This window comes from Spirosoma radiotolerans, assembly GCF_000974425.1.
In the GTDB taxonomy this organism is placed as follows: domain Bacteria; phylum Bacteroidota; class Bacteroidia; order Cytophagales; family Spirosomataceae; genus Spirosoma; species Spirosoma radiotolerans.
In genome coordinates this window covers 3,181,597-3,195,654 of the sequence record NZ_CP010429.1, presented here as the reverse complement: position 1 = coordinate 3,195,654, position 14,058 = coordinate 3,181,597, and the positions used below count along the sequence as shown (strand labels likewise).

Sequence of the window (14,058 nt, the reverse complement as noted above, 5' to 3'; positions counted from 1 at the left end):
TCAATTTAGCTACAGGCCGTTAAACGGCCTTTGCTTCATGAATTGTCTTCTTGAGCATACGGTCTGTAGCTGCCCTGCTGTCAGGCTGGTCCTATTGCCAAATTCATGTTCGCGCATTGACCAAATTCTATCTTTTTTAAACCTCCTCCTTTTTTATGGGTTTTCTGGACAATACTTTGCAAAAAACGAAACAGCTATGAAGACGGTTAGATGGTATTCGCCAGGGGGCGATGGAGATCAGGGAGGAAACAGTGCAAATGACCGCGAGTCAATTCTGCGTCAGGAAGGCCCCCACGAGCCTGGGGATACACCTTTAGAGGATCAGGAAGAATTACCCGGCGGGTTTATTCATGGGCACGTCGACCAGGGTGAGGACGACGAATAAGCCTGTACGTTTGGCCAAAAGCCATTCGTAAAGTCCATTTCTAGAGATTTAAACATACAGCCTGGTCTGCTTCAGTAGGCCGGGCTGTATGTTTAGATACGGTATTTTGCTGATTGTCTGCCGATCAGGCTATGTGTCGTTTCTGCAACTGGAGGTTAATGGCTTTACGCTTTTTGGTATAATCGTCTACAGCGGGAATCAGGCCCCACCCCGCAACCGCTACCAAATAGGATTCGAGCACGAAGGCCATGCCTACCGTTAACACAATTAGCATCAGTATAAAAAAACCAACTTGTTGATTTCTGGCTCGCCTGGCCAGTAGCTTCTGATCAGATAGTTGCTCCAACGAAAGTTGATCGTAGGGACAGGAAGTGAGTAAAGTTGGCATCATTTCAGTTGTTTATGCCCAAAATTATTTCTTTTAAAGGGAGCCAAAAGAGTAAAAGGATAAAAGGGACTAAACATGGTTAATTGGTCAGATCCAGTCAATATGGCTAAACATCCAGGGCGTACTTGAAACATTACTGAGTAAAATAGAGTCGTGTCCAGGATATAAACTTTCGCGAGCCCAAAAACTACATTATCGGAAAGCAATTACGTCTTTGGCCCTTTCTTTTTCGGCGGGTTTTATACGAAGTTTAAAGAGGGTAGGCCACTTTTTCCCGGTAATATAAAATGCGTTTTCGGTTGGTTGAAAGGCAATCCCATTTAATACGTTTTCTTTGGTGTCGATGGACGTCGGTAAAATGGATTCCATGTTCAGGTTTCCGACCACTTTTCCCGTTTTGAGGTCAATCTGTACAATGCGATTCGTTTGCCAGACATTGGCGAAAACATAGCCATTTACATACTCCAGCTCATTCAAATTCATAATGGGCCCTTTGTTGTCATACACGTTCACCTCACCCAGAGATTGAAAATCGGGCGACAGAAAAAAGAGTTTGTTGGAGCCGTCACTTAAAATGAGGGTTGTGTCACGGTGGGTTAGCCCCCAGCCCTGGGTATGGTATGTAAACGTCTTGTCCAGGCTGAAATCCAGGTTGTACCGGAAGCATATGCCCGATGTCCAGGTTAGCTGGTAAATTTTGTTGTTGACAATCGTTATGCCTTCCCCGAAATACTGGTTTGCCAGCGGTACGGATTTACGAACAGAGCCGGTCTGCACATCAATCTGCATGACATTGGACTGTCCGTTCAGGCCCGTGCTCTCATACAAAACACCTTTATAAAACTCCAGCCCCTGCGTAAAACTGGTTTCGCGGTGCGGATACGTTTTAAGGACTGTATAGGCAACGTTCACCGGCACTACATCCGACCACATCTCCACGTTGAGCGTATCGGAAAATGATGCACTGCCAGAGGTAAGGCCACTCACCACAAGTTGATGCAGCCCCGTTTTTCCATCCGAATACCCAACGGCTAATGACTTTTCTGATTGCTGGAAAATAGGAGAATCCGCTCCATCGACCGTAACCTTCGGCCGTGTGATTGACCGACTAAGTTGGACTAAAATGGTGTCGCCCAGATTGTATGTCGTTTTGGCCAGCGAAGCAACGGGCGTAGGCTGGTCGGCAGTGGATTGGGCGGGCTTCTTTTCCTGACAGGCCATGTGCATAAGACCTGTCAGAACGAGCAAAAGAATTGAGCAAAAGCGGATGTTCATGTATACGAAAGCAGTAACTAGTATTGCGCTGGTTTTTAGTAAATAAGTATTGGATTTACATATTTCGCCGGTAACGACCGCCCACGGCATAGAGCGCATTGGAGAGTTGCCCCAGTGAACAGACTTTGGTAGCTTCCATCAACTGCTCGAAAATATTTTCGTTGGCCAGGGCCGCAGCTTGTAGATTAGCCAGCGCCCGTTCGGCTTCGAAGCGGTGTTGCTCCTGAAACTGCTGGCACGAGTCAACGGCATACCGCTTTTCGTCGTCGGTGGAGCGAATCACTTCTGTGGGAACAATGGTTGGCGAACCGGCTGGGTCCAGAAACGTATTGACGCCCACGATAGGCAGGTCGCCGTTGTGCTTTACCGTTTCGTAATACATCGACTCTTCCTGGATTTTGCTGCGCTGGTACATGCGTTCCATGGCCCCCAGTACACCCCCGCGCTCGTTGAGCGACAGAAACTCCTGATAGACAGCCTCTTCGACCAGATCAGTCAGTTCCTCAACAACAAAGGCGCCCTGGAGCGGATTCTCGTTTTTTGTCAGCCCAAACTCGCGGTTGATAATCAGCTGAATCGCCATGGCCCGCCGAACGGATTCTTCGGTGGGGGTTGTAATGGCTTCGTCGTAGGCATTGGTATGCAGCGAATTGCAGTTATCGTAAACCGCCAGCAGGGCCTGTAAGGTGGTGCGAATGTCGTTGAAGCCGATTTCCTGGGCGTGTAAACTGCGCCCGGATGTCTGGATATGGTATTTTAGCTTCTGGGACCGGTCGTTGGCCTTGTATTTATGGCGCATCGCCTTGGCCCAGATCCGGCGGGCCACCCGCCCCAGCACCGTATATTCGGGGTCCATGCCGTTTGAGAAAAAGAACGACAGGTTAGGGGCAAAGTCATCAATTGCCATACCCCGGCTCAGGTAATATTCGACAAACGTAAAGCCGTTGGACAGCGTAAACGCCAGCTGCGTAATCGGATTGGCCCCGGCTTCGGCAATATGATAGCCCGAAATCGACACTGAGTAAAAATTCTGAACGCGGTGATCGGTAAAATACTGCTGAATATCCCCCATCATTTTCAGGGCAAATTCGGTCGAAAAAATGCAGGTATTTTGCGCCTGATCTTCTTTCAGAATATCCGCCTGCACCGTTCCGCGCACCTTTCGCAGCGTATCGGCTTTTATTTGCTCGTATACCTCGCGGGGCAATACTTTGTCACCCGTAGTGCCAAGCAGCATCAGGCCAAGTCCGTTGTTGCCATCGGGAAGGGGACCGTTGTAGCTCAGTTGGAAACCTGCCTGCTCGATCTTTGGCTGTGTGCCGACCCGGGCCAGGTATTTCTCACACTGCTGGTCGATGGCTGCGTTGAGGAAGAAGCCGAGTAACATCGGAGCCGGGCCATTGATCGTCATAGAAACGGACGTTGCCGGATCGCAGAGGTCAAAGCCGGAGTAGAGTTTCTTGGCATCGTCGAGAGTGCAGATGCTTACGCCCGAATTACCAACTTTCCCAAAAATATCGGGGCGCATGGCCGGGTCTTCGCCGTATAACGTTACGGAATCGAAGGCCGTCGATAGTCGTTTGGCCGGGAGCCCATTCGAGACATAATGGAACCGGCGGTTGGTTCGCTCGGGGCCACCCTCACCCGCAAACATCCGCGTGGGGTCTTCGCCTTCGCGCTTGAGGGGAAACACGCCCGCTGCGTATGGAAACTCACCGGGTACGTTTTCGGTCAGCAGCCAATGCAAAACGTCGCCCCAGTCGTGGTATTTTGGTAGGCTGACTTTCGGTATTTTCAGGTGGGAAAGGGTTTCGGAATACAACGGCTGCCGAATGACTTTGTCGCGCACGGTGAATTCATACAATTCGGCGGTGTAGCGTTGCTGCATCGCGGGCCATTGCTGCAACAGAGCCCGGCAATCGGGATGCAGGCGGGCTTCGAGTTCGGTGTAAATCGTCTGTAACGCATCCTGCAAAGGCCCATCGTCAATCAGCTTACGCGTTCCATCCAGTTGATATAGTTTGCGGGCTAGGGTCGTCTGGTCCTGCACAAAAGCATCGTACCGGCGGCTTTCTTCGACAATTTCGGCCAGATACCGCACACGATCCGGCGGGATAATAGTTTGTGTGGTTTCTGGTTTCAGGTTACCCGATTCCTCTCTGGAAGAAAAAGAATCGGGCGCAGCTGTTGCCGCGAACGGAACCTCAAGAGCAGCCATAAGTTTATCGAACAGCCTGTTCATGCCAGCGTCATTGAACTGCGAGGCCATGGTGCCCAGAATCGGTAGTTCCTCGTCTGGGACGTCCCACAAGTTATGGTTGCGCCGATACTGTTTCCGGACGTCGCGCAGGGCATCCAGCGAGCCCCGTTTATCAAACTTATTGATGGCAATCATGTTTGCGAAATCGAGCATGTCGATTTTTTCCAGTTGCGTGGCGGCCCCATACTCGGCTGTCATCACATACAGGGTCTTATCGGCATGTTCCGTAATTTCGGTATCGGATTGTCCAATGCCGGAGGTTTCAACAATAATCAGGTCAAATGGAACCGCTTTGCACACATCGATGGCGTCCTGCACGTGGCGACTCAACGCTAAGTTCGACTGTCGGGTTGCCAGCGACCGCATGTAAACTCTGGGTGAATGAATCGCGTTCATCCGGATTCGGTCGCCGAGAAGCGCACCGCCCGTTTTTCGTTTCGACGGATCGACCGAAATAATGGCCAGTGTTTTATCGGGATACGTCCGCAAGAAACGAAGCACCAGTTCATCGATCAACGACGATTTTCCGGCGCCCCCCGTACCGGTAATGCCAAGAACGGGGGTTGAAAGAGCGATCGAGCGAGAGAGGGAAAGAGCGGTTTGCCGGTAGTGGTCGGGCAGGTTTTCGGCGGTGGTAATGAGCCGGGCAACTGCGTTGGTGTTTTCATGCAGCGATGCCGAAATCTGGGTTTCAGTCGCTGGCGGCAGCGCAAAATCACACTGCCGTAGCAAGTCGTCGATCATCCCTTGTAGCCCCATGGATCGGCCATCGTCGGGCGAGTAAATACGGGCGATCCCATAGGCGTGTAATTCGGCAATTTCGGTGGGAAGAATCGTGCCGCCCCCGCCCCCGAAGAGTTTGATGTGACCCGCCCCCCGTTCGTGAAGCAGGTCATACATGTACTTGAAAAACTCCAGATGGCCGCCCTGGTAGCTGGTCACGGCTATGCCCTGCACATCTTCCTGAATAGCGCAGTCAACGATTTCAGCCACTGAGCGGTTGTGCCCCAGGTGAATCACTTCGGCCCCCGACGCCTGCATGAGCCGACGCATCAGGTTAATGGCCGCGTCGTGCCCATCGAACAGCGAAGCCGCCGTCACAATGCGAATCTTATGCCTGAACGCTGGCGTGTCCGATGGATCGAGTTTACTTTTCTGTGCAGTCATGGGGTAAGGCGTAAAGGGAGTTAGACGAAAGGAACCTGACCGATCAATACCAACACAAGTGTTGGTAAGGCCGAACTGTCGACAACGTTTTGTCCGTTTTCTCAAAGATACGAACGAAGCGTAAATGCCGTTTCATTCGGGCCGGGCAACCGTTCATCCAGCTCAATGGTACAGTCAACTTATTTTCAGCAGCTGGATTGGCTAAACGAATAGCTTTGCTTGATCAACCGTTTGACATGACTAAAATCAGTATGAAAACTAAACTACTTGCCCGGTTGTCTGTAGCGGGCGTTTTACTGGCCGGTTCGCTGATTCATACCGCCAAGGCGCAGGATAAGGCGCTTCTCTACGAAGTAACCGGTCCCGGACTGGCCAAGCCGTCGTACCTCTACGGGACGTTTCACCTCGTTTGCCCAAATGATCTGACCATCACGGATGCTATGAAAAAGGCCGTTGGTGCCGCCAGTCAGGTTTATCTGGAGCTTGATCTGGATGATCCGAACATGATGGGAAGTATGCAGAAAGCCATGATCATGACCGGCGGCAAAACTATAAAAGACCTGCTTTTGCCCGACGATTACACCTTGCTGGATACGTACCTGAAGCAGAAAATGAACATGGGCCTGGCGCAGGTGGGTATGTTAAAACCCATCGGGCTGATGTCGCTAATGTACATGACGCTGCTACCTTGCCAGCCAGCCTCTTACGACATGACATTTGCCGAGATGGCTTCGAAGGAAAAGAAAGAGGTGTTGGGCCTGGAAAGCGTCGATGCCCAGTTGGCGGCACTGGACAAGATTCCGATGCAGGAGCAGTTGAAAGGGCTGGTCGACATGGCGAAGAAGCCCGATGAAGCGAAAAAAGAGTTTGCCGATTTGCTGGCCGCTTACAAAGCCAACGACATGGCCAAACTAACGGCCTTGATGAAAAACAGCAAGTTTGGCGACATGGCCGAATATGAAGATAGCCTGCTTGGTGAGCGTAACGCCAACTGGATTCCCGTCATTGAAAAAGCTGCGAAAGAAAAGCCTACCTTTTTCGCTTTTGGTGCCGGTCATCTGGGCAATGAAAAGGGGGTAGTGAACCTGCTCCGCAAGAAAGGGTATTCGGTCAAACCGATTCAGTAGGGGTGTATTCCCTTTTACGCCTGGTCTTTCCTGAATCATTATTTTTAATCAGACGGTTAGACCGGCCGCGCTTCCTGCTTTGCTTGACGTACAGGTTTCACGAACCGCAAATGTCCAGATAAGTAGTAAGAACGATTACCTTAATCCATGAACAAACCTTTTTTTTCGATTACCTGCCTCGTTACTTCCCTGTTTGTGATGAATACCGTGTGGGGAAATACCAAAACTATTCCGCCCACCAAACCGGCTCGCGCTGCTCAGGCAAGCATTACTGCAGCGGAGGTTAAACTACCAACGGGCTTTTCGGCCAGCATCGTTGCGGAGGATTTGGGCTCCGCCCGCCATATCGTCGTCAGCAAAACGGGCGACATTTACGTGAAACTGGCCAAACTGAAAGATGGGAAAGGCATTTATCGGTTACGCGACACGAATAAAGATGGCGTGGTCGATGAGCGGGTTGGTTTCGGAGACTATCCCGGCACGGGGATCTTCATCCGCGACGGGTATTTGTACACCTCGTCGAACAACAGCATCTATCGGTACAAGCTGAACGAGAACCAGGAGGTTGTCAATCCAGATCAACCCGAAAAGCTGGTGTCTGGCTTACGGGAAAAAGACCGGGATAAATCGAAGTCGATTGCCGTTGATAACCAGGGTAATGTCTATGTCAATATAGCTTCCGATAACGACGCCTGCCGGGTAGCAGGTACGGGTAAAGGCATGATGCCCTGCCCACTGTTGGATTCGGCTGCGGGCATCTGGAAGTTTAAAGCGAATGTTCCCGATCAAATGTTCTCCAGTGGTGTTCGCTATGCGACCGGACTGAAAAACGTTGTCGGGCTGGACTGGAACAGTAAGACCAATTCCCTGTTTGTCGCGCAGCACGGCCGGGGCAAGTTCGATGACTTCTATCCTCAGTACTACACGCCGAAACAAAGCGCTGAGTTACCCGCCGAAACCATGTTTGAGGTTCATCAGGGCGATGATGCGGGTTGGCCTTACGTGTATTATGACCATTTTCAGAAAAAGAAAATCCTGGCGCCCGAGTATGGGGGCGATGGGAAGAAGACCGGTACGGCTAAAACCATCAATCCCGTAGCGGCCTTCCCGGCGCACATGGGGCCCAATGCGCTTTTGTTTTATACGGGCACTGCTTTCCCGGAACGGTACCGAAATGGCGCCTTTATTGCCTTTCATGCCCAGTCGCAGGAGATTCATAAAGGCTACCTGATTGGGTTTGTGCCCTTCAAGAACGGAAAGCCGTCGGGGCCGTGGGAGATCTTCGCAGATAATTTCGCCGGAACGGACCTGGTTAAACCCACAGGCCCGGTTCAGCACCGGCCATGTGGTCTGGCACAAGGCCCCGACGGGTCGTTGTACGTTAGTGACGACCTGAACGGAACCCTCTTCAAAATCAGTTATCAGGCCTCGGCTAAAAAAGCGACGGCTTCGTCATCGAAGTAAAATTACTGTTCCCACGGTCCGTGAGGACACGGACCGTGGGAACAGAGACTTACTTGGGTGTTGTCAGTTTCTTAAAACTGACACGATAGGTTTCTTAAAACCTATCGGATAGGCTAAAGGCTATTAACTTTTAGGGAGTTTTGAGAAACCTCGCTTGTCAGTTTTAAGAAACTGACAACACGGTACAAAGTACGCTTACCTGAAGGCTACATTTTCTTGATAATCACGTTTTACACAAGCAGGCCAGCATCGCCCGATGCTGGCCTGCTTGTGTAAAATCTTCTTACTTCGCTTCTGCCAGCTCCAGCACAACACTGGTTCGGCGGGTATCTACCTGAGGATTGAAGCCGATTGTCATCAGGTAATTGCCGGAATAGGTTACAGTGTCTTTGCTAATGGTCGAGTTGGTACCCGGATATACATTCAGTTCCTGAATCCGGTACGATTTGGCCGGATCGAGGCCGCTCAGTTTGATTGGGGCCATACTGCCCGCTTTGTAGCGATTCTTTACCAGATACGTAAACCACACAGACCGATCCTTTGCCTCATTGACATACATGGCCGAGGCCACATCGTTGGTGTAAGGCGACGCCAGCCGGAACAGATCGCCTTTCCAGATGACATCTTTGACGCGGTCGTAGGTTTTAAGGGCCTCCTGGCTAAATGTCAATTCGGGCTCCGTTAATTTGCTGACCACAATGTCGTAGCCGATTTTGCCCATCATAGCCACGTCTGTCCGAAATTTGATGGGCTGTTTTCCCCAGTCGGTGATGTGGTTGCAACTGGCAATGGACGGGAAGAAATACGAGTAGTTCCACTGAATAAAGATCCGTTCGAGAGCGTCGGTATTGTCGCTGGGCCAGTATTCGGTGAAGTAGTTCAGGGCGCCATAATCCACCCGGCCACCGCCCCCCGAGCAAAGCATCATGGGCAGGGTAGGGTACTTGGCCCGCACCCGTTCCAGCACGTTGTAGAGCCCCTGCACATAATCGACGTAGAGGTTCGATTGGTTTTGAATCGTTGCCGAATAGGCATTGTAAATGACCGCGTTACAGTCCCATTTGATGAAGCCCAGGGTTGGGTTTTTGGTCATCAGATCGTTGACCACGTTGTAGACGAAATCCTGAACTTTGCGGTTCGATAAATCCAGCACCAACTGATTCCGAAAGTAATACTCCGACCGGTTGGGCAGCTTAATGACCCAATCCGGGTGTTTCTCGTACAGTTCGCTCTTGGGACTCACCATTTCGGGTTCCAGCCAGATACCAAATTTGATTCCGGAGCTCTCGGCCTCTTTCACTAAATAGCCCAGGCCGTGGGGGAGCTTCTTCACGTTTTCCTGCCAGTCGCCCAGGCCCGTCTTATCATTGTTACGCGGGTATTTGTTGCCAAACCAACCATCATCCAGCAAAAACAGATCAACACCAAGCTTCTTGCCGTCTTTAAAAAGAGCCGATAGCTTTTCTTCGTTGAAATCGAAGTAGGTAGCCTCCCAGTTATTCAGGAGAGTCAGGCGGTTGCCTTCGCCTTGCGGAATCCGGTGTTTGCGCGCCCAGCGGTGCAGACTGCGGCTAGCCCCACCTTTGCCCTGATTGGAATAGGTAAACAGAAAAGCAGGTGTTTTGAACTCGGTGTTGGGGGCTAAGGAATACGCCGATGCATATGGGTTGATGCCAGGAATGATGCGCAGGTTGTGCAGCGGATCGACTTCAAAAGCCAGCTGGAAATTGCCCGACCACGAAAGCGTACCGGCAATGACTTCGCCCTGATTTTCATCGGCGGGCTGGTTGATCGCGACCAGAAAGGAGGGAGGCTGAAATAAATCGGCCCGCGTACCGAGCTTGGAATCCAGAATTTTTATGCCTTCAGTGAGCGGTATTTCGCTGGGATTCATTTCATTGGCCCAGTCGCCGTGGAAGTGCGTCAGGTAATAATTCTGCGCCGGAATGTAGAGGTTGGCCGAGGCATATTTGTGGAGGGTAACGGACTTCTTTTCCGTGTGCCGAATCGAACTCCATTGCTCGATAACATCTTCCTTCTGGTACGCTTTATAATACAGCGTCACCTCAAAAGGGTACTGAGGATCTTTCAGATATACTTTAGTTAACACAATGCCATCGGCAACCGCTTGGGTTTCGTGCCGAACATACTTAAGGTCGAGGGAAGGGTTCCCGTCGGCGTGGGTCACCTGAATTGCGGGTTCCAGCAAGTTTCGGCTGCCAGCGGGGGTATAAACCGAATTGTAGATATTCGTATAATCTTCACCGCGTTTTCCGTTGCCGGGAATAGCTGCATACTCAGCTATATTTCGGAGCTTGGGTCCCAGGTGAACCAGGGTAGGCGTCTGGTCTTTATCGATGCGAATAACCAGCGCCGTTTGTTGAGTTTCGATCGTGATATGGGTGTCGCCCGATGCTCCGTTGGCAGTAAACGACAGCAGGAAACAAAGAAATAATGACAGACAAAGCTGTTTCATCAGGAGGTAATTATGTAGTGAAAAAGGTGAAATTAATGCGCATCAGACAACTCCTGGCACATGGCTGCCAGATCGAGTTGGGTGGATGGCGTCGTATCGGCCCGCAGCACCCGCTTCATGTAGGCCAGGGCGTCGTGCGTGTGGGTTGCTTTGATGGCAGCTACACAGTCGATCGGAATGGAAAGTTTTAAGTCGCGCATAAATGCGTCATTCGCCGAAAAAAGCACACAAGAATCGGTACTAAGGCCCGTCAGAATCAGGTGTTTGACATCCAGGTAGGTCAGCAGCATATCGAGCGTAGTCTCGTAAAATGCTGAATTCTTGGGTTTAAGCACAAAATAATCATCCGGATCAGGTTTAAGTACGTCTGCCAGATATTGTCCCCGAACCCCGTCGGCCAGGACATGCTCGACAACGTCATTGAAATTGGACCGCCAGCGGCCAAAATTATCGTTGGCATAAATAACCGGAATGTGTTCGGCCTGGGCCCTTTTCTTTAAGTCGGCAATGGCCTCGGCAACGCGGCTGGCGGGTTCCAGTAGTTCGTCTCCACCCGGAAATTCCAAATCATTGATCATGTCGATAATCAACAGGGCCACGGGCGACGAATCAGGCGCATTCCCGTGTAAATCTTCATTTTTAGTTTCCATTTGATGCGTTGAGGAGATAATGGTCATAGTAAAACAAGTGACACCTAAACAATTTCTCCTCCTGTACTTCCCGCTTTTCCGGCTACTTATTAGTTGCTGGGCTTTGTCGTAAACTCCATAAACCGGTACACCTCCTGCCGGGTGATATCGAATACTTGCGCCGTCTGGCTGCGAAGTTGCTTGTAAGCCTGCGCGGAGAGAATGGGCGTCGGTGTATCCGCCAGAATCGGGTTCCCAATGGCGCCCAAACTTGTAACATAGTGGGCAATACTGAATTCATAGCCCTTTTCACTGCCATTCGGAATCACTAAAGTTGAGAAATCCCAGCCGAGCAAATTCCCCCGTTTGATGCGCTCTTCGCTCAGCTTCTTCAACTGACCAACAAGATTGTCATAATCGGCCCCTGGGTTTCGGCGACGAATCCGATCGACAACCATGAATTGCGTGCCGTCGGGCGCAAATTTTGGCGCAAACGTGCCGTCGGTGATTTCCCATATTTCGATTTTTACAACCGGTGCCGTCGCCCGATCCCGTCGTTGCAGGTCGGCCATTTTCGCTTGTACGCTGTCACCATAAATTCGGGCCATGGCTTCGGGCGATGCCCCTTTAATGGCCATCTCGTGCGTAACGATTCGGGTGACGTAGTCGTACTCGGTTTGGTTTGGGTTTGACGTAAATTGTTTGACGGTCATGTACCAGCCTTCCAGCTTTCCTTCATCGACTGCCGCCTGGTTTATCTTTCGCCATTCGCGCTCAACGGGAAGGGCATCCTGAATGGTGAGGCCAGGCGACAACTTATGGTAAATCAGGTACATGTATGTTTTTTGGGGCGCTTTGGCCTGTGCATGAACATTGGTCAGGGTGGTAAAGAAAATGCTTATAAACAGGGTAAGGCGACTCAGAAAAGTAAGCGGGCTCATGGAATAGGGCTGGTTATGGTAGGAAGTTCAGGCGTTAGGAAATGTAGGGTGCTTGCCATTTTCGAGGGGCAAGCTAGCAAAAATCGGATTTTCGGACCAGCAGTTGGCGCATACACTTTGTAAAAAAATACCATATAGACTCCTTTTATAGCTACGCAATCGGTAGAATGTCAATATCTGATCTTTCGTAGGTAGTAGCCAGTCTTTCGTAGCTACTAACTTGATTGTAAGTAGATTAATAACCTTGATGAAAAACCTAAAACAAACTCTGCTGGCCTGCCTGACCAGTTTATCTCTGACAACCAGTCTGCCGGTGATGGCCCAAAAAGCCAATTTGGGCCTATTCGAAGGCCATGGCGATATTGGCGCCGTGCTTAAACCTGGTTCAGCAGCCTACAATCCCCAGACGCGTACGTACGATCTTTCCGGATCAGGTTACAATGTCTGGTTTGATCATGACGAATTCCATTTTATGTGGAAGCGCATGAAAGGCGATTTTATACTCTATACGCGCGCTGCTCTGGTCGGGAAGGGCGTCGATCCGCACCGAAAAGTGGGCTGGATGGTTCGAACCAGCCTCGACGGTAAATCGCCCCACATCAACGCTGTTGAACACGGCGATGGCCTGACGTCTTTGCAGTTCCGGCGAACCGAAGGCGCAAATACCGAAGAAGTTAAGGCTAAACTAACCGGGGCCGATGTGATTCAGCTCGAACGAAAAGGGAATACCTATACCATGCGTGTCGCTAAGTTTGGCGAGCCGTTTGTCACCGAACAGGTTACCGACCTGCCGCTTGGTGATGAGGTATATGTCGGGTTGTTTATTGGGTCGCACAATAAAGATGTGCTGGAACGGGGTGTTTTTCGGGACGTGCGCATCAGCGTCCCTGCCTTCGAGGGGCTGGTGCCGTACAAAGATTATCTGGGTAGTAACCTCGAAATCCTGGATATAGCAAGTGGAAACCGTCAGGTGATCTTTAATTCACCTAAGTCGTTGCAAGCCCCGAACTGGACGCCAGATGGTAAAACGTTGTTGTATAACAGCGATGGCCTGATGTATACCTTTAACCTGGCCAGCCGCAAGCCTTCCATCCTGAACACCGGCGATGTGAAAAATAATAACAACGACCATGTGCTGTCGTTCGATGGGAAAATGCTGGGCCTGAGCAGTGGCGTGAAAGAACTGGGGGGGTCCATTATTTACACCGTTCCAGCAAAGGGTGGATCGCCCAAACAGATTACGCCCCAAGGACCATCGTATCTGCATGGCTGGTCGCCGGATAAGAAGACGCTTGTATTCACGGCCTCGCGCAATAATGAGTACGATATTTACACCGTGCCCGCTGCCGGTGGCCCTGAGCTGCGGATAACTGATGCGAAAGGCCTTGACGATGGCCCTGAATATACGCCCGACGGGAAGTACATTTACTTTAACTCTGCCCGTACCGGAACCATGCAGATTTACCGAATGAAGGCTGATGGCTCTGAGCAGCAGGCGATTACGAATGGTGAATTTAACGATTGGTTTCCGCACATCTCGCCGGATGGCAAATGGTTGCTGTTCATTTCGTTCCTGAAAGAAGAAGTGAAGGCCGATGATCACCCGTTTTATAAACACGTTTATCTGCGTATGCTGCCCATATCGGGCACTGGGCAACCCAAGGTGCTGGCCTACATTTACGGTGGCCAGGGCACAATCAACACGCCTTCCTGGTCGCCGGATAGCAAACGGGTCGCTTTCATCAGTAATTCGGCCGAGACGGCACTCAGCCCGGTCGAGAAATAGAGCATTGACGTTTATTGGAAAGGATTGGGGTTTGTAGTGTGTGGTTTGTCGTTTGTTATTCGTGAGTGAGCACTAAGCGCGCCAGCCAACCACAAACGACAAACAACACACCGTAAACCTCAAACCCCATTCTTTTCCGTACTTTTGCGGGATGGAATTA

General features: G+C 50.9%; 10 protein-coding genes. 4 read left to right on the top strand and 6 right to left on the bottom strand.

The annotated features are described in order from the left end of the window. The first annotated feature begins 196 nt into the window (after window positions 1-196). The gene (locus tag SD10_RS12970) at window positions 197-385 is read left to right on the top strand and encodes a hypothetical protein (protein ID WP_046574170.1); all 189 of its coding nucleotides are present in this window, start codon (window positions 197-199) and stop codon (window positions 383-385) included. Between the two features lie 124 nt (window positions 386-509). Here SD10_RS12970 and SD10_RS12965 read toward each other — a convergent pair whose 3' ends face one another. From SD10_RS12965 to SD10_RS12955, 3 genes are all read right to left on the bottom strand, one after another. Beyond that, window positions 510-776: a hypothetical protein gene (locus SD10_RS12965; RefSeq protein ID WP_046574169.1), complete on the bottom strand. Its 267-nt coding sequence runs from the start codon at window positions 774-776 to the stop codon at window positions 510-512. Window positions 777-965: 189 nt separating this feature from the next. Further along, window positions 966-2,048: a glutaminyl-peptide cyclotransferase gene (locus tag SD10_RS12960; RefSeq protein WP_046574168.1), complete on the bottom strand. Its 1,083-nt coding sequence runs from the start codon at window positions 2,046-2,048 to the stop codon at window positions 966-968. Between the two features lie 55 nt (window positions 2,049-2,103). Continuing rightward, entirely contained in the window at window positions 2,104-5,475 is a 3,372-nt protein-coding gene (locus SD10_RS12955; RefSeq protein ID WP_046574167.1) for a methylmalonyl-CoA mutase family protein, read from the bottom strand. Window positions 5,476-5,726: 251 nt separating this feature from the next. Between SD10_RS12955 and SD10_RS12950 the strand changes: the two genes are divergently transcribed. Both SD10_RS12950 and SD10_RS12945 read left to right on the top strand, forming a co-directional pair. After that, window positions 5,727-6,602: a TraB/GumN family protein gene (locus SD10_RS12950; protein WP_046579473.1), complete on the top strand. Its 876-nt coding sequence runs from the start codon at window positions 5,727-5,729 to the stop codon at window positions 6,600-6,602. 147 nt (window positions 6,603-6,749) lie between these two features. After that, the gene (locus tag SD10_RS12945; protein ID WP_046574166.1) at window positions 6,750-8,066 is read left to right on the top strand and encodes a PQQ-dependent sugar dehydrogenase; all 1,317 of its coding nucleotides are present in this window, start codon (window positions 6,750-6,752) and stop codon (window positions 8,064-8,066) included. A 283-nt stretch (window positions 8,067-8,349) separates the two neighbouring features. Here the strand turns inward: SD10_RS12945 and SD10_RS12940 are convergent, their stop codons facing one another. The 3 genes from SD10_RS12940 to SD10_RS12930 all read right to left on the bottom strand — a co-directional run bounded on the left by SD10_RS12940 (window position 8,350) and on the right by SD10_RS12930 (window position 12,112). Continuing rightward, a complete protein-coding gene (locus SD10_RS12940) occupies window positions 8,350-10,542 on the bottom strand; it encodes an alpha-galactosidase (RefSeq protein ID WP_046574165.1) in 2,193 nt (730 codons plus the stop codon). A 32-nt stretch (window positions 10,543-10,574) separates the two neighbouring features. Further along, window positions 10,575-11,192, bottom strand: a complete 618-nt coding sequence (locus SD10_RS12935) for a cysteine hydrolase family protein (RefSeq protein WP_046574164.1) — start codon at window positions 11,190-11,192, stop codon at window positions 10,575-10,577. Window positions 11,193-11,281: 89 nt separating this feature from the next. Further along, window positions 11,282-12,112: a hypothetical protein gene (locus tag SD10_RS12930; RefSeq protein WP_046574163.1), complete on the bottom strand. Its 831-nt coding sequence runs from the start codon at window positions 12,110-12,112 to the stop codon at window positions 11,282-11,284. A gap of 247 nt (window positions 12,113-12,359) precedes the next feature. Between SD10_RS12930 and SD10_RS12925 the strand changes: the two genes are divergently transcribed. Further along, on the top strand, window positions 12,360-13,898 hold the full coding sequence (locus SD10_RS12925) for a TolB family protein (RefSeq protein ID WP_046574162.1): 1,539 nt from the start codon (window positions 12,360-12,362) through the stop codon (window positions 13,896-13,898). Window positions 13,899-14,058 lie beyond the last annotated feature (160 nt).

What these genes read in the sequence shown, in the direction of transcription:
- SD10_RS12955 (WP_046574167.1), bottom strand. Translation starts at nt 5,475, where the DNA reads ATGACTGCACAGAAAAGTAAACTCGATCCATCGGACACGCCAGCGTTC.
- SD10_RS12970 (WP_046574170.1), top strand. Translation starts at nt 197, where the DNA reads ATGAAGACGGTTAGATGGTATTCGCCAGGGGGCGATGGAGATCAGGGA.
- SD10_RS12940 (WP_046574165.1), bottom strand. Translation starts at nt 10,542, where the DNA reads ATGAAACAGCTTTGTCTGTCATTATTTCTTTGTTTCCTGCTGTCGTTT.
- SD10_RS12925 (WP_046574162.1), top strand. Translation starts at nt 12,360, where the DNA reads ATGAAAAACCTAAAACAAACTCTGCTGGCCTGCCTGACCAGTTTATCT.
- SD10_RS12960 (WP_046574168.1), bottom strand. Translation starts at nt 2,048, where the DNA reads ATGAACATCCGCTTTTGCTCAATTCTTTTGCTCGTTCTGACAGGTCTT.
- SD10_RS12965 (WP_046574169.1), bottom strand. Translation starts at nt 776, where the DNA reads ATGATGCCAACTTTACTCACTTCCTGTCCCTACGATCAACTTTCGTTG.
- SD10_RS12950 (WP_046579473.1), top strand. Translation starts at nt 5,727, where the DNA reads ATGAAAACTAAACTACTTGCCCGGTTGTCTGTAGCGGGCGTTTTACTG.
- SD10_RS12930 (WP_046574163.1), bottom strand. Translation starts at nt 12,112, where the DNA reads ATGAGCCCGCTTACTTTTCTGAGTCGCCTTACCCTGTTTATAAGCATT.
- SD10_RS12935 (WP_046574164.1), bottom strand. Translation starts at nt 11,192, where the DNA reads ATGGAAACTAAAAATGAAGATTTACACGGGAATGCGCCTGATTCGTCG.
- SD10_RS12945 (WP_046574166.1), top strand. Translation starts at nt 6,750, where the DNA reads ATGAACAAACCTTTTTTTTCGATTACCTGCCTCGTTACTTCCCTGTTT.